At 56.8% G+C, this 15,405-nt stretch carries 11 protein-coding genes; 5 read left to right on the top strand and 6 right to left on the bottom strand.

Annotated features, from left to right (window positions below; all coding sequences use genetic code 11):
* Positions 1 to 17 precede the first annotated feature (17 nt).
* Positions 18 to 1,304 carry an alginate lyase family protein gene (locus tag GQR90_RS11420; RefSeq protein WP_199269418.1) on the bottom strand — a complete coding sequence of 429 codons (1,287 nt, stop codon included), beginning with the start codon at positions 1,302 to 1,304 and terminating at the stop codon, positions 18 to 20.
* 769 nt (positions 1,305 to 2,073) lie between these two features.
* Here GQR90_RS11420 and folE2 point away from each other — a divergent pair.
* Together folE2 and GQR90_RS11410 are read left to right on the top strand one after the other, a co-directional pair.
* Positions 2,074 to 2,973, top strand: a complete 900-nt coding sequence (gene folE2 / locus GQR90_RS11415; RefSeq protein WP_158774218.1) for a GTP cyclohydrolase FolE2 — start codon at positions 2,074 to 2,076, stop codon at positions 2,971 to 2,973.
* Between the two features lie 82 nt (positions 2,974 to 3,055).
* The gene (locus GQR90_RS11410; protein WP_158774217.1) at positions 3,056 to 3,616 is read left to right on the top strand and encodes a gamma carbonic anhydrase family protein; all 561 of its coding nucleotides are present in this window, start codon (positions 3,056 to 3,058) and stop codon (positions 3,614 to 3,616) included.
* Between the two features lie 117 nt (positions 3,617 to 3,733).
* Here the strand turns inward: GQR90_RS11410 and GQR90_RS11405 are convergent, their stop codons facing one another.
* The 3 genes from GQR90_RS11405 to GQR90_RS11395 form a co-directional block, all read right to left on the bottom strand.
* Positions 3,734 to 4,429: a haloacid dehalogenase type II gene (locus tag GQR90_RS11405; RefSeq protein ID WP_158774216.1), complete on the bottom strand. Its 696-nt coding sequence runs from the start codon at positions 4,427 to 4,429 to the stop codon at positions 3,734 to 3,736.
* A 389-nt stretch (positions 4,430 to 4,818) separates the two neighbouring features.
* Positions 4,819 to 6,438, bottom strand: a complete 1,620-nt coding sequence (locus GQR90_RS11400; RefSeq protein WP_158774215.1) for a BCCT family transporter — start codon at positions 6,436 to 6,438, stop codon at positions 4,819 to 4,821.
* A gap of 232 nt (positions 6,439 to 6,670) precedes the next feature.
* Positions 6,671 to 8,281 (bottom strand): BCCT family transporter, encoded by a 1,611-nt coding sequence (locus GQR90_RS11395; protein ID WP_158774214.1) that lies wholly within the window; start codon positions 8,279 to 8,281, stop codon positions 6,671 to 6,673.
* A gap of 604 nt (positions 8,282 to 8,885) precedes the next feature.
* Here GQR90_RS11395 and GQR90_RS11390 point away from each other — a divergent pair.
* From GQR90_RS11390 to GQR90_RS11380, 3 genes are all read left to right on the top strand, one after another.
* Positions 8,886 to 9,815, top strand: a complete 930-nt coding sequence (locus GQR90_RS11390) for a LysR substrate-binding domain-containing protein (protein ID WP_158774213.1) — start codon at positions 8,886 to 8,888, stop codon at positions 9,813 to 9,815.
* 209 nt (positions 9,816 to 10,024) lie between these two features.
* Positions 10,025 to 10,984: an NAD(P)-dependent oxidoreductase gene (locus GQR90_RS11385; RefSeq protein WP_158774212.1), complete on the top strand. Its 960-nt coding sequence runs from the start codon at positions 10,025 to 10,027 to the stop codon at positions 10,982 to 10,984.
* Positions 10,985 to 11,092: 108 nt separating this feature from the next.
* Positions 11,093 to 12,526, top strand: coding sequence for an aldehyde dehydrogenase family protein (locus GQR90_RS11380; protein WP_158774211.1), 1,434 nt, complete (start codon positions 11,093 to 11,095; stop codon positions 12,524 to 12,526).
* A gap of 234 nt (positions 12,527 to 12,760) precedes the next feature.
* Here the strand turns inward: GQR90_RS11380 and GQR90_RS11375 are convergent, their stop codons facing one another.
* Positions 12,761 to 13,519: an IclR family transcriptional regulator gene (locus GQR90_RS11375; protein ID WP_144727245.1), complete on the bottom strand. Its 759-nt coding sequence runs from the start codon at positions 13,517 to 13,519 to the stop codon at positions 12,761 to 12,763.
* A gap of 250 nt (positions 13,520 to 13,769) precedes the next feature.
* On the bottom strand, positions 13,770 to 15,404 hold the full coding sequence (locus tag GQR90_RS11370; protein WP_158774210.1) for a GMC family oxidoreductase: 1,635 nt from the start codon (positions 15,402 to 15,404) through the stop codon (positions 13,770 to 13,772).
* Position 15,405: the final 1 nt, after the last annotated feature.

Below are 15,405 nucleotides of genomic sequence, written 5' to 3'. Positions count from 1 at the left end.
GAATGTATCAAGCACTTTCACTGCATATAATGCGGATATCGCAAGGCGAGATCGTCGTAAATGGTCTGTTGATAGGCCTTTTTGTCAGGATTGGCAGCCAGATCCTTGAGAATGTGCTTGAGCGCGTCTGCGTATCGGGCAGAGTCTGCCTGAGGAGCGATGCGCGCCAATAGCGGTGCCAGGTAGGCAAGATCTACGCCCGGTGTGGGGTATGGCCATGCTTTGCCTTCGGCGACCGGCATCAAGTAGTCGATGGCTGACGTGAGGCTGTTGCCCTTGGGAGTCTGATACGTCCAGAGGGAGCTTCCTGTTTTATCGGCAATGATGGCAATGCTGGTCAGTGCTTCAAGATTGAAGGTGCTATAGAAGAACGAGCGGGTTCTTTCCAGTTCCTCGGGCTGTGAGCCGTCAGCAGAAAACTGATAGCTGAGGCTATCCTTGGTGGCGTCAATGACCTCTTCAGTTTGCTCATCATTGCCCAGATACCATGATAACGCCGCAATCTGGAATTTATACCAGGAACCATGGTTATTGATCTGTTGCGCACCTTGAATCCCCAAATCACTTGTCGTCAGCCAATCAAGATAATTGGTCAACCAGGCATTCATTTGCGTATTGTCCTTATCACTCCAATATCGGGAGTCGGAAATAAGGACGAGTCCGTCCAGTACTTGCAATGGAATCAAACGGCCATCCAGAATGCCGGATCGGCGCCCATTGGGATTGCCCGGCACACTCTGCGCATATTGTAGATTCGGGTTCATGCGAGTGGCATCATCCAGAAACCAGGTATTGATGATGCTGGCACCTTTCTGGGCATAGTGCTCATTGCCTGAATAATAGTAGGCAAGCCCCAATATACTGACGGCATCTGCCATACGGCCAATACGTGGACGATCCACGTCATCGGTCTGAGTCGATGGATTGGTGTGGCCATCCTTGCGAATCCAGGGCAACCCGTCCGGTTGGCTCTTATCCGGCCACCAGTACCGACTGATGCTCAAGTAGTCATGCTTGTCCTTGCTGGGCGGGAAGAAAGTCTTGTTCATTACCGACGGATTGGGCTCATCAAGCAGGGCATCAGCCTTGGCGAGTAATTGATGGTAAGCCGTGAGCGTCGTCTGTGGGGCACTCTTGTCGATAATGGCCGCTTTGGCGCTTGCGAGTTGCTCCTGGTCCAGTTGTACCAATGGCTGGGCGACACTCTGGCTGCTGAGTATCAGAAAAGTACCCACTGAGCAGATCCATTGTTTTATGAGTTTCATGGTACCTCTATCTTTTGGATAAATGGCGGTATAGGCCACGGCATTATTGTCTTGTTTGCTAGGCTTCAACGGCGTTGGTATTAACAATCGGCTTTTAACGAATTTTTTAATGAACCGATTTCAATACTTGCTTTCAATGCTTGATTTAAATGACTTGTGCTAATGAAAGGGTGTCAATCTCTCGAGATTCATTCCATCGGCATCGAGCTTCGTGATTGGTCACTCGTTGATAAGATAGAGTGATCAGCTCGTCATGCAGCAGTGATAAGGAGAATTGATTGGGTACGCCGATTGCTGTCATCGATCCGAATCGAATCGATGCAAAAAAGTTAGCTGCAAAATTTTGTAGGGCAAACTCGACTTTAGGGTGATGCCATCAAGTGATCTTTCAGCGTCGTACTGATATCAGTCACTCGCGGAGTTTCTACGCGTTATCCATGCAGAAAATAAGCATCACATTCATCGATGCAAGGCGGATGTGCTTGGCAATGAGCAAGCAATATATGAAAGCGGAGGTAGACAGGAAGAAAGGCAGAAAGGCAGAAAGGCAGGCAGTCATGAGAGGGTGGCGCAGCAAGCGCCGAGAGGGGCATGGTGCATAGTCTGGGTGCCACGGCGGAAGCATCGATCAGGTGGGTCGTGGACAATTTGAAATGGTATGTTATAACATATCGTTTATTGGGTGGGCATTGCCATGACATGCCGTACCGAGAGGGAGCCTGATATTTCCGTCTGCCTCATGCCAAGCTCCCATTTCCCTCACGCGTGGGGGGAGGCACGAGAGACCACCTTCTGATGGATGTTGAGCATGAATGCATTACTCCCCGATGTTTCACTGACCGAGGTGTCCTCATCGCTGGCCCCGCTGGAGTGGGTTGGCATGCAGGGCATCGATCTGCCAATCACGCTGGTGGAGCCGAATTATCATCGCGAGCTTCACGCTCGGGTGGATGCGCAGGTAGATCTTCCCGCGACGCACGCCAAGGGTATTCACATGTCACGCCTCTATCGACTTCTGGATGCCGTCGGGAGCGGACACGCGCTGACACCCGATGTGTTGCAGCAAGTGCTTTCAGACATGGTGGAAAGTCATCGCGATTGCGAGAGCCAGAATGCGCGTCTGCGCCTGCGATTTGATCTATTGATGCGCCGCCCAGCGCTGATGACACCAGAATTGTCGGGCTGGAAGGCATATCCGATCGCCCTGGAAGCGTGCCTGAGCGAGGGTATCTTCCAGCTCAAGGCGACCGTGACGGTCGGCTATTCCTCGACCTGCCCATGTTCGGCTGCGCTCTCTCGTCAATTGATCGAGCAAGGATTCATGGCGGCCTTTGGCGAGCAGGCCTCGCTGGCCCCCGCGAAGGTAGCTGACTGGCTTCGCCAGAATGCCACCCTGGCAACGCCTCATAGTCAGCGCAGCGAAGCCCGCATAGAGATCATGGTCGCCGCTGATGCACCGAATCTCGGGTTGATCACGCTGATTGATCGTATTGAAGAGGTGTTGGCGACGCCGGTGCAGACTGCCGTCAAGCGGGCTGACGAGCAGGCATTCGCTGCACTCAATGGTCAGAATCTGATGTTCGTCGAGGATGCGGCGCGGCGCATCATTGATGCGTTATCTCTGACGCATGTTGCTCCTCATGTCCATGTCAGACACGTTGAGAGCCTGCACCCTCATGACGCCGTGGCATGGGCCGTACCGGCCTGAGATACCCGTGCTGAAGCTGCCTGGCAATGACAGGCAACCCATCCTTGCGTGGCTTTGCCACTGAGACGATAGAGGCGCTTTCATGATTCGCAGAAACCCGCGCGGTGACTTGCCGCAAGTCCATCCGGATGCTTTCGTCGATCCCACTGCAATTCTGTGCGGATTGGTGATCGTTGAGGAAAACGTCTTCATCGGTCCCTATGCCGTGATTCGCGCTGATGAGATGGATGCAGAGGGCCACATCGAACCGATCGTGATCGGTGCCCATTCCAATATTCAGGATGGCGTCGTCATTCACTCCAAATCCGGAGCGCGCGTCAGTATCGGACAGCGCTCCTCAATCGCCCATCGCGCTATCGTGCACGGCCCCTGTACGGTGGGAGATAACGTCTTCATCGGCTTCAACAGCGTGCTGTTCGATTGCACCATCGAGGATGGCTGCGTGATTCGCTTCAATGCCGTAGTCGATGGTTGCCATCTGCCCGCCGGCTTCCATGTGCCCTCCAACCGACGCGTCGGCCGCTCAACTGATCTCGAGAGCTTGCCGCGAGTGTCAGTCGATGCCAGTGAGTTCTCGGAAGATGTCGCGCGCACCAACAATTCACTGGTGCTGGGGTACAAGCGTATCCAGAACGAGTTCTAGAGACGCAAATGTCACCCCAGCCGGACTTGCGAGAAATGGAAACGGGGCTGCTGAGAGCCCCGTTTTTGATACTGTTACTGATATTCAGCTCGGCTCATCTCATGTGCATCTGACTGGTCACGCCGCGTTGGCCGCGATGATCTGTTCCGCGAGGGCCATCAGCTCATCGGCCACATAGTCTGGCACCGGCACATTGCTGGCAGGCAGTACGGCATTGTGCGGGCGAGTCACCAAGGCCCCTTTGCATCCTGCGGCCTGTGCGCCAATCGTATCCCATACGTGGCAGGCCACCATGCAGATATCCTCCAGCTCAATGCCCAGCTGATCGGCAACGTAGCGGTAGGTGTCAGGCGCTGGCTTGAACTGCTTGACGGTATCGACACTGAAATGCTGCTCGAAACTATCGCTGATACCGGCCTTCTCAAGCGGAGTGGGTGATGCACCGGCAGGCGAGTTGGTCAGCGTGACCAATCGGAATCCCGCTTGTGTCAGGCGCTCCAGCGCAGGGGCGACATCGGGGTGTGCCGGCATGTTGGCCATGCGGGATTTCAGCTCATCGATATCACTCTCGTCGAGTGTCACCTGATGAATGTCGGCAAGCATCTTCAGCGTGCCGATGCCCAGCTCGCCAAAGGGAAGATAGCGCTGGGACAGTGTCAGTGCTTGGGAGTAGAGCACCAGCTGTGCGAACCACTCACGCAGTACGGCTTCATCACCGAATACGCGGCCGAACAACGGCGTGAGCGTAGTGATGTCGAGCAGGGTTTCATTGACGTCAAACACCAGTACCGAAGCAGGTTTTTGGTCAGACATGGAATCTCCTTGGTGGGCAAGTCGCACAAGAGCAGGCGATTTGGAGAGTGTTGGCAAGAGGGCAGAAAAATTGACGAGCGCCAGCTTTCAGCAGCGTGTCCCAGCGCGGTAAATTATCCTCAGGACAATCGTGTGAGGCTGGCTGCACTGCAGGTTCAGATGCCTTCATGATAGATGCTCACCAGCCTACCGGATTTTGAATGATTGCTCAATCTTGGGCGAGGTGAGTCTGATGGCGTGGGTTTTTGTCACTTGTGAAGCGCTCTCCAGAAACTACGCAGAGACTTTTTTCTGACGCAAAAAAGGCCATGCATCCCTGAGGATGCATGGCCTTTTTCAGATCCGGATCAAAGGTCCAGCAGTGGCAGTCACCACTGGACAGGAGACACTCAGCTGTCTTCGACAGGCTTGCGCATGCTTTCCCAGCGTTGATGCGCTTCTGATGAATAGCTGCGTGATGGCGTGTGCTCAAGACCGAGCTTGGCGGTTCCGATCGACACGAGACGCAGTAGTGATGCCGTGGCAGCGATGACGATGAACAGTGCAGGTACGCCCCCCAGGTTTGACAGCATCTTGATACCATCAATCCCCACGAAGGCCGTCATGATCCAGGCAACCGCACCGATGGTGATGCCCCAGATGATCTTCATGCCAAAGCGATTGTCGCCTTTTGCTTCGGTTTCACCTGCCATTGCGGCCTGGCTATCGGTGCTGCATAGCTGGCTGATCGCTTCAGTGTTGGAGTCGGCTGCTGTCACGAAGGACAGGAAGGCGATGACCAGGAAGACGATACCTGTCAGCGTACTGAAGGGCAGTTCATCAAACAGTGCGTAGATGACCGAACCGGCACCTGATTCATTGAGCAGCTGGTACATCGCGCCACCACTGTGCATGTCGAACTGGATGATGGAGCTTGAGAAGACACTGACGTAGACGATGGCGAACAGCGACGGCGCTACGAGGTTGATCAGCATGAACTGACGCACGGTATAGCCGCGTGAGATCTTGCCGAGGAACAGCGCAGAAATCGGTGCCCATGCCATCCAGTTGGCCCAGTAGAAGATACTCCAGCTCTTCGGCCACGGGTCACCGTCAAAGGCGCCGGTAAACAGGCTTTTCTGCATGAAGTTGTTGAAGTATTCCCCAGCGGCTTCAGTGCCATAGCCGAGAATGGTCTGGGTGGGGCCGCAGACGAACACGAAGGCCATGAAGATGAAGAAGGCTTTGGCGTTGATGGCGGAAAGGCGCGCGATCCCTTTTTCAAGACCACTGGCGGCAGATGCCGTGAAGCAGGCCACGATGGCGAGTGTCACCAGCGCCAGCATCAACGGGCCGGTACCGGTACCGAGGAAGCGATCCAGGCCACCGACCAAGGTCATGGCGCCAGTGCCAAGAGATGACGCCATACCACAGACCAGTGCAAACAGTGCCAGTGCATCAAGGGCACGTCCCTTGCGGCCAATCAGTCTGTCGCCGAGGAGCGGGACAAACAGAGTTCCCAGGGAGAATGGCTTGCCCAGATTGTAATGCATCAGGGCGAACAGCAGCGCTGGCACGGTATAGATGGCATATGGCGTGAACGACCAATGCAGGAACATGGTCGAGAGGGCAAAGCGTGCTGCTTCCGGGGAGTTCGCGGTCAAATCCAACGATCCGGGAGGCGTATGCAGATGATAGAGCGGCTCTGCGGTTGACCAGAACATGATCCCCACGGCGAGGGTGGTGCACAGTGTGATGGAGAACCAGCGCCATGGAGACAGGATGCGGGAGGCATTTTCTCCCCCGATACGCGTGCGGCCAAGCGGTGAGATATAGGTCACCAGGCAGGTCACGACCATGGCAAGTGAGGTCACCGAGAACAGCCAGCCAAACTTGTCCAGCACCCAATCGTTCATCACCGTAGTGGTAGCGAGAAAGCCTTCAAGATCGATGAGGCTCGCGGCGACGGCAACCATCAGCAATATGAAGGGTGGCCAGAAGACGAGTGGACGGACAGATGAACCAAACATGCGTACTCCTATAAATTTTTATGAGGGCGCGGATCCTAACCTATAAATTTTTGTTTTGTTAGCGTTGTTTACATTTGGATTCGAAGGTATAACGCACGCGTATGAAAGATGAGTCTCCGCAATTTCTGCAATGAAACCCGTTGTGCAAGACAAGAAAACCGCACCAGAAATGGCGCGGTTTTCGTGTCTTGCGAACATGCAATCAGACCAGGCCTGCAAGGCCGACTGTGCGTTATTTAGGCTGTGATACCTGCCACCGCTGATGTGCTTCCGGGGAGTAGGATCGCGACGGCGTATGTTCCAGCCCGATTTTCGCCGTACCCATCGAGACCAGACTGAATAGCGAAGCCGTCGCGCCGATGACGATGAACAGCGCCGGGACTCCGCCCAGGTTGGAGAGCATCTTGATGCCATCGATACCCACGAATGCCGTCATGATCCAGCTGACTGCGCCAATCGTGCAGCCCCAGATGATCTTCATCATCAGGCGTCCTCGGCTGCTTTCCTTGCTTTCCTCTCCTGCCAGAGCCGCCTGACTATCAGAGCTGCATAGCTGGCTGATGGCATCGGTGTTGGAATCGGCTGCCGTGACGAAGGACAGGAAGGCGATCATCAGGAAGACAATCCCCGTCAGGCTGCTCATGGGGAGTTCATCGAAAAGGGCATAGATCACGGAGCCTGCTCCTGAATCCGACAGAATTCCATACAGCAAGCCACCGCTTTCCATGTCGAGTTTCAGCGTTGTACTGCTGAAGACAGCGACGTAAATGATGGAGAACAGCGACGGGGCGACCATGTTGATCAATATGAATTGCCGCACCGTGTAGCCGCGCGAGATCTTGCCAAGGAACAGGGCGGAAATCGGTGCCCATGCCATCCAGTTGGCCCAGTAGAAGATACTCCAGCTCTTGGGCCACGGATCACCATCAAAGGCCCCAGTGAACAGATTCTTGGCCATGAAGTTGTTGAAGTAATCGCCAGCCGCTTCAGTACCGTAGCCCAGGATGGTCAGTGTCGGGCCACAGGCAAAGACGAAGAGCAGGAAGGCGAAGAATGCTCTGGCATTGATGGCCGAGAGTCTGGCGATACCCTTTTGCAGACCGCTCGCGGCAGACGCCGTGAAGCAAGCCACGATAGCCAGCGTCACGAGGGCCAGCATCAGTGGCCCTGTGCCTGTGCCAAGGTATCGGTCCACCCCACCTGCCAGGGTCATGGCGCCTGTTCCCAGCGAGGAGGCCATGCCGCAGACCAGCGCGAACAGTGCCAGTGCATCCAATACGCGTCCCTTGCGACCGATCAGACGATCACCCAGCAGCGGCACGAACAGCGTGCCGAGTGAGAAGGGCTTGCCAAGGTTGTAATGCATCAGCGCGAAGATCAGTGCCGGTACGGTGTAGATCGCGTAGGGCGTGAATGACCAGTGCAAGAACATGGTCGAGAGGGCGAAGCGTGCCGCTTCGGGGCTGTCTGGAATGATGCCCAGTGACGTGGGTGGGCTATGCAGGTGATACAACGGTTCGGCGGTCGACCAGAACATGATGCCGACGGCCAGGGTAGTACATAGCGTGATCGAGAACCACCGCCATGGCGTCAACAGTCGGGTGGCTTTTTCGCCGCCGATGCGAGTACGTCCCAGCGGAGACAGATAAGCCACCAGGCAGGCGAACACCATGCACAATGCCGTAATGGAAAATAGCCAGCCGAAGGTATCGAGTACCCAGGTGTTGATGCTGGTAGTCACCGCGAGAAAGCCGTCGAGATTGACGAGGCTGGCGATGACAGAGAGAAACAGCAAGATGAACGGTGGCCAGAAAACCAGCGGACGGACCGTTGCTCCGAACATGTGACACTCCTTGATCTTGTTATCGTGTAAGTCAGGTCGTAATGCGGGGAGAGGGAATATCGTCTATGACCGGTATGCCATGAGACTCCTTTCTTCAGGTTGGCGGGGAACGTCAGTGGTTTTTATAGGTAGCGCTGTCGTGTGCGTATCGCGCCACGTTGAAGAAATGGGAGCAGCGGGTAAGCCTTTCGTCACCAGAGTGTCATCGAGAAGCGAGCTGAGTATTGCAAGAATTGTCGATAATTCATCTCTGTGTGCGTGAATGGATCGCTAGGGGTCGTAATTGGGATAGTGAAAATTCCTAGATAAGCAGCGCATCAGGCATTTCGATGCCATCCTTTGCAGCAAGATAGCCAATCTCAGGTGTTGTGCTGACGGCCAGCTGGCGTCGCTTTTGAATCATATCTTCGACGTGCGCCTTTCGAGCTGATGTCTTTCACGGGAAAGCCTCATGCGGTGCGGCATTACGGGGTACGATGGGTTTGATATCATCGTGATCAATTGTTCGAGGGTCTGTCATTGGCAGGCCTTCGTGTTTATCACCCCTGATTCGATTGCTGCTCGATGTCCCTCATGGCGTAGCAGTCTCTCGTGAGCGTTCCCCATGCCGACCCCTCTGCCGCTACAGAAACTTCCTCCACTGAGTTCTCTGAAAGGGTTTGAGGCTGCCGCGCGATTGCTCAGCCTGCGCGCTGCCGCCGAAGAGCTTCACCTGACCCATCCTGCCATTGCCAATCAGATTCAGCGGCTCGAAGAGAGTCTCGACGTGAAGCTGTTCGCGCGCGAAGGGCGACACGTCGTGCTGACCGCGGCTGGACAGCGTTTCTACCCGGTCGTACGCGAGGCGCTGGCAGGTCTGGTGCAAGGGGCAGAAGCGTTGCGTCAGATGCAGCATTCCCAACCGCTGACGGTGCAGGTCTACGTCACGACCTCGATACGCTGGTTGGCCCCCAGGCTGTCGGATTTCCAGACGGCGCATCCTGAGGTTGAACTCAAGTTGATGACCTGCAGCCTCGGCTGGGAATTCGATGAGGCCAATGCCGATGTCGGTATTGTCTTCCGCGACGCCCCGCTTGCCGATCATCTGCACTGGCAACCGCTGTTCGATTCGCGTCTGTTCCCGGTGTGCAGCCCGCAGATGCTTGAGGATGAAGCAATGCCGCTGCCCAGCGATGCCCTCAAGACCTTGCCGTTGATCGGGGTCTATACCGAGGGGTGGAACTGGGACAGCTACTTCGAGACTCTGGCGCTGGGCCCATGCCCGAGCCGTAACTGCATCGTGGTCGATACGCTGGTCGTTGCGCTGGAGATGGCGGCGCGTGGCGAGGGTGTGGCGTTGGTGAATGGCCCCTTTGCCGATGATGATCTGGCCTCCGGTCGTCTGGTCAATCCGACGGGGCAGGTGATCACGGGGCAAGGGGAGTGGGGCGCCGTCTGCCATCGCGAACTGGCGCAGGACCCGCGCGTGGCAACGCTGCTGAACTGGTTGCACATCCAGAGCCAGGCCAGTCCTTCACAAGTGCTGTCACCCTGAGACATCCCCCCGTTGCTCCGACATGTCCCGCAGGATATGCACACCAAGACGCCACCTCCGGGTGGCGTCTTGGTGTGCGATCAAAAAAATTGTTACCAGTGACAAAATTCTTATGAATTGTTGCCTGCGCCTCTGGCCCGTACGGTGAGCCTCAACATGGCATTCGTCATATACGAGACAGCCCGCAGACAGCAACGAGAGGACAGCACATGAAAGTCGGATTCATTGGTCTAGGCAACGTAGGTGGCAAGCTTGCAGGTAGTCTGCTGCGTAATGGACACGACGTCACCGTGCGTGACCTTGACCCGGAAACCGCCAAGCCTTTCCTCGAGCAGGGCGCCAAATGGGCTGACTCCTCCAAGGCCCTCGCTGAAGCCAATGACATGATCATCACCTGCCTGCCGTCACCGGCTGCCTGCAGCGCCGTGATGGAAAGCGATGACGGCATCATTGCCGGTCTGTGCGAAGGCAAGATCTGGCTCGAGATGAGCACTACCGATGACAGCGAACTGCGTCGTATCGCCGACAAGGTGCTGGCCACCGGTGCCAAGGCACTGGAAGCGCCGGTCTCTGGGGGCTGCCACCGCGCCGCCACCGGTAATATCTCCATCTTCGTCGGTGGTGATCGTGAGTCCTTCGAGCAGGTATTGCCGGTGCTGACCACCTTGGGTCGTCGTGTACTGCACACCGGTGAGCTGGGTACCGCGTCTGTCCTCAAGGTGATGACCAACTATCTGGCCACTGCCAACCTGTGCGCCGTGGCGGAAGCCCTGACCGTCTGCAAGAAGGCAGGTCTGGACATGAATACCACCTACGAGGCAATCAAGATCTCCTCAGGTAATTCCTTTGTCCACGAGACAGAGTCTCAGGTGATTCTGAACGGTAGCCGCAACATCAGCTTCACCATGGATCTGGTGCTCAAGGATGTCGGTCTGTTCGATACCCTGGCCAAGAATCTGGAGGTGCCGCTGGAAATCTCCCCGATGCTGATGGACATCTTCCGTGATGGCCAGGAACGTTTCGGCCCGCGTGAATGGTCGTCCAACATCATTCGTCGCCTCGAGGAATCTGCTGATGTCCAGGTGCTTGGCACCGGCTTCCCGGCAGAGCTGACCGATGACGAGCCGGAAGAAATCGGCTACGAAGTCAAGGTCACCGGTCGCCACTAAGCGATCAAGACTGCCCCGGAGTGCCACGCATGTGGCCTCCGGGGCAGTTGCGTTTTGGTAACACCCTCAGGGATAGTCTTCACTCCCACCAGAATCGAGAGGTTTGGCATGCAACATCACGACAACTTCTACATCAATGGACAGTGGCAGGCCCCCACCGGCAGTGAGCGGATGGATGTGATCAATCCGGCTACCGGTGAGCTGTGTGCAAGCGTTCCACGTGCCGGTGAACAGGATGTAGAGGCTGCCATCATGGCAGCGCGTCAGGCGCTGCCAGCCTGGTCGATGACGTCTGCGCAAGAACGTCATGATCTGATGATGGCCGCTGCCGATGAAATGCAGCGCCGTTTCCAGGAACTTTGCGACGTGCAGGTCATGACCATGGGGTGCCCAGTGCAGCTCGTGGGTGCCATGCATGTCGAAGGTCCCATTGAAGGCATGCGCTACTACGCCGAGCGTGCCTTCCGTATGGAAGAAGATGAGCGCAAGGGCGATGTCATCCTGATGCGTGAGCCCATCGGCGTGTGTTCGCTGATCAATCCGTGGAATTATCCGCTGCACCAGTTGATCGGCAAGCTGGCACCGGCACTGGCGGCCGGCTGTACCGTCATCGCCAAGCCAGCGGAGCAGACGCCGCTGCAGGACTTCATCATGGCCGAGATCTTCGAGAAGGTCGGCTTGCCTGCAGGTGTCTTCAATGTGGTGACGGGAGAAGGGCATGAGATCGGCCCGGTGATGTCCGGTCATCCGCAGGTGGACATGGTCTCCTTCACCGGCTCTACCGCGGCAGGCAGCAAGGTCGCGGAAAGTGCGGCACCGACCGTCAAGCGCGTCTGCCAGGAACTGGGTGGCAAGTCACCTCTGTTGGTGACGGAAGATGCTGACATGGCTGCGGCGGTGCGCATGGGTGTCGAGAACATCATGGCCAACACCGGTCAGACCTGCGATGCCTTCACGCGCCTGCTGGTGCCGCGCTCACGTCTTGAAGAGGCCACTCGACTGGCCGTCGAGATCGCAGGTGAGCAGGTGGTCGGTGACCCGACGGATCCGGCGACCACCATGGGGCCGCTGGTGTCCCAGCTTCAGCGCGAGCGAGTACTGCACCTGGTGCAGCGCGCCATTGATGACGGCGTCGAGTTGGCACTCGGCGGTGTCGAGGCACCGGAAGGTCTGGATAAAGGCTGTTATGTGCGCCCGACCATCTTCACCAATGTCAGCAATGAGCAGGAAATCGCGCGCGAAGAAATCTTCGGGCCGGTGCTGTGTATCCTGCCCTACGATACCCTGGAGCAGGGCATCGCGATCGCCAACGATAGCGTCTATGGTCTGTCATCCGCCGTCTATGCCCGTGACGCCGAGGCAGCCCTGCCGATCGCACGTTGCATGCAGGCAGGACAGTGCTATATGCAGGGCGCTGAGTTCTCCTTTGATGCACCGTTCGGTGGCTACAAGCAGTCAGGGAATGGCCGTGAGTGGGGTGATGAGGGGCTGGCTGAGTATGTTGAAGTGAAAGCACTTCTCGGAGCCCCAGCGCTGTCCTGATATCGGATAGCCGTTTCATCATCTGAAACACAGTGCGATCTGAAATACAGTGCGCCCGTCTCTCCATCAGAACGAGAGGTGGGCGTACTGCGTTTCAGGTTGCCTGGTAGGCGGTGGAGATTCGCCGCCAGTCTTCAGAAAACACACACGATCGCGATCGAAAACACCCCTGTGAAAAACAGGTATATATAGTGGCAAGACTTTGTGCAGTGCAGCATGAAATGCTACCGAGCATCAAATGATGCGTGAAGAGAGCTGGCGCGCCGCCTGTACCAGATGTTTGGAATAGGCGCGAGCTTCTTGCGGGTTCAGCCAGTCACTGCTGATCACGGCGCTGATGGCGGCAATCGGCTCATTGCGCAGATTGAGGACAGGGGCAGCGATACAGCTCAGCTGACCCTCGGCTTCACCGCTGGAGACGGCGTATCCCAGGCGTTGGGCACGTTTCAGCTCGCTGTCCACGTCTTCACGACTCTCTGCAAGGCCAGGATTGGTACGTGTCGCCGCGTCTAGATACAGGCTGCGTGAGCTTTCAGGGCGCATGGCGAGAATCGCCTTGCCTGCCGCGGATTCATGCTGCGGCATGGTCTTGCCGATATAGAGGTTGTAGCTACCACTGCCGGAGGCATCGACCTTCGAGATCACCACCACCTGATCGCCAATGGGAATGCACAGGAAGATCGAGCGATGAATCTCGTTCTTCAAGATTTCGGCGATGGGATAGAAGACGGGAATCAGGCTCTGCTTGTTGTAGATCGTCGAGGAAATCTGGAAGATCCGCGAGCCGATGCAGTATGACTTCTTGCGCCCCGGGTCATTGGCCACCAACTGGTGATGCAGCAGAGCGTTGATCACCCGGTGCCCTGTCGCAGGGGAAATGCCGGTCGCTTCACAGATCTCCGATAGCGTCAGCGGGTAGGAGGCTGCCGCAAGGAGATCAAGGATCAGGACGCTATGATCGACAGCGGGCGCCTTGGTTTTCTCGAGATTCATGAACGCGCAGTGACTCCAGAACGCGGATGCAGGCACTCATTGGCCTTCGCCTCGTAAGGCAAGGCATGGCACCGTGAATACGGCACTCAGCCGAGACAGATGACTGCCTCGGCTGAGTGCCGAAGGTTATGGCTGGCCGATAGAATACCAGATGCACAGTCTCTCAGCTGAGAGACGTCATCAGGACAGTGCCTGACATCAGGCGCTGTCCTGATTTCAAGGCCACTTCAAGGCCTTGACAGGCCAGGCCTCAAGCTCGGCTGGCGTGATCGGCGAGCACCATGTCCGCGCCTTTCTCCGCCACCATCATTACCGGCGCATTCAGATTGCCGGAGGTGATATTGGGGAAGATGGAGGCATCAATCACTCGCAGGCCCGTGACGCCATGCACCTTGAGGCGACTGTCGACCACCGCGCTTTCCTTGTCCGGCCCCATCGCGCAGGAACCGCACAGGTGATAGATGGAGCCACCCTCAGCACGGAAGTACTCCAGCATGCTCTGCTCGTCATGCACGCGCTCAGCGGGTGCGACTTCACACTCGGTCACGGCCTGTAACGCCGGTGCGCCCATCATCTTGCGTATCAGTCGCGAGCCCTGAATCACCTCATCAATATCCTTTTGGGTGCTGAGGTAATTCGGGCGAATCACCGCAGGCACCGCAGGATCAGACGAGGCCAGGGAAATGCTGCCACGGCTGGTCGGCCGGCAGGAATTGAAGGCCAGCAGGAAGCCGGAATACGGCTCCGGCGTCAGCTTGGCTTTCGGATCGTTGGGAATCTGGTAGGACATCGGGTTGAAGTAGAGCTGGATGTTCGGCTCTGTCTCTTCGTCACGCCCGCGGAAGAAGCCCCCCGCCTGATTGACGCTCATCCCCAGGGGACCACTGCGGTTCACCAGATATTGGAGTCCCGCCTTGGCCTGTCCCCAGAAGGAGGAAAAGTCATCATTGAGCGTGGTGCGATTGGCGCGGTAATAGTAGCTGGTACACAGATGATCCTGCAGGTTCTGGCCCACGGCAGGGAGGTGTACCCTTGAGGCGATACCGTGCTCCGCAAGCTGCTCTGTATCACCGATGCCGGAGAGCTGAAGCAGCTTGGGTGAATCTACCGCACCGGCACACACGATGACTTCGCGGCGTGCCGTGACGTTCACTACCTCATCAGCAACACGATACTCGACGCCCGTGGCACGCGGTGTCTCGTTCGGGCCTTCTTCCAGCAGCACGCGCTCTACCCGCGAGACATGCTTGAGCGTCAGGTTGTTACGCGACAGTGCCGGTTTGAGGTAGGCGGTATTGCTGGAATCGCGCTGACCCTTGCGAATGTTGGCTTCATAGATGCCGGCACCCTCGAAGGTGGCGCCATTGAAGTCTTCATTGAGCGTGTATCCCAGCTGACGGGCACCTTCAAGCCAGGACTGACAGATGGGGTGCGCGCCTTTCTTGAGCGGCGTGATCCCGATTAGTCCCTTGCTTGAGTGATACTCAGTATCCCCCGCCGGATGACATTCCAGACGCTTGAAGTAGGGCAGTACTTCCTTGAATGACCAACCTTCATTGCCGGCACTTACCCAGTCATCAAAGTCCGATGCCTGGCCACGCACATAGATCATGGCATTGATGGAGCCAGACCCACCCTGCACCTTGCCGCGCGGGGTGTAGATCTTGCGACCGCCCATCGCGGTTTCACTGTCGCTGTAATACATGTAGTTGTAGGTCGGGTTGTAGTAAGTCTTGGCAAACCCGACTGGCACCTTGATCCACGGCGAGAGGTCCTTCCCCCCCGCTTCCAGCAGCAGCACGGTGTGACGCCCATCTTCACTGAGTCGGTTGGCGAGGATACACCCCGCCGATCCGGCGCCCACGATGACGAAATCGTATTCCATC

It is taken from the genome of Cobetia sp. L2A1 (assembly GCF_009796845.1).
Lineage (GTDB): Bacteria > Pseudomonadota > Gammaproteobacteria > Pseudomonadales > Halomonadaceae > Cobetia.
This window is presented reverse-complemented; position numbering and strand designations above follow the sequence as displayed.

Coding starts and splice junctions, on each gene's coding strand:
- GQR90_RS11380 (WP_158774211.1), top strand. CDS start 11,093: ATGCAACATCACGACAACTTCTACATCAATGGACAGTGGCAGGCCCCC.
- GQR90_RS11375 (WP_144727245.1), bottom strand. CDS start 13,519: ATGAATCTCGAGAAAACCAAGGCGCCCGCTGTCGATCATAGCGTCCTG.
- GQR90_RS11370 (WP_158774210.1), bottom strand. CDS start 15,404: ATGGAATACGATTTCGTCATCGTGGGCGCCGGATCGGCGGGGTGTATC.
- folE2 (WP_158774218.1), top strand. CDS start 2,074: ATGAATGCATTACTCCCCGATGTTTCACTGACCGAGGTGTCCTCATCG.
- GQR90_RS11405 (WP_158774216.1), bottom strand. CDS start 4,429: ATGTCTGACCAAAAACCTGCTTCGGTACTGGTGTTTGACGTCAATGAA.
- GQR90_RS11395 (WP_158774214.1), bottom strand. CDS start 8,281: ATGTTCGGAGCAACGGTCCGTCCGCTGGTTTTCTGGCCACCGTTCATC.
- GQR90_RS11410 (WP_158774217.1), top strand. CDS start 3,056: ATGATTCGCAGAAACCCGCGCGGTGACTTGCCGCAAGTCCATCCGGAT.
- GQR90_RS11400 (WP_158774215.1), bottom strand. CDS start 6,438: ATGTTTGGTTCATCTGTCCGTCCACTCGTCTTCTGGCCACCCTTCATA.
- GQR90_RS11385 (WP_158774212.1), top strand. CDS start 10,025: ATGAAAGTCGGATTCATTGGTCTAGGCAACGTAGGTGGCAAGCTTGCA.
- GQR90_RS11390 (WP_158774213.1), top strand. CDS start 8,886: ATGCCGACCCCTCTGCCGCTACAGAAACTTCCTCCACTGAGTTCTCTG.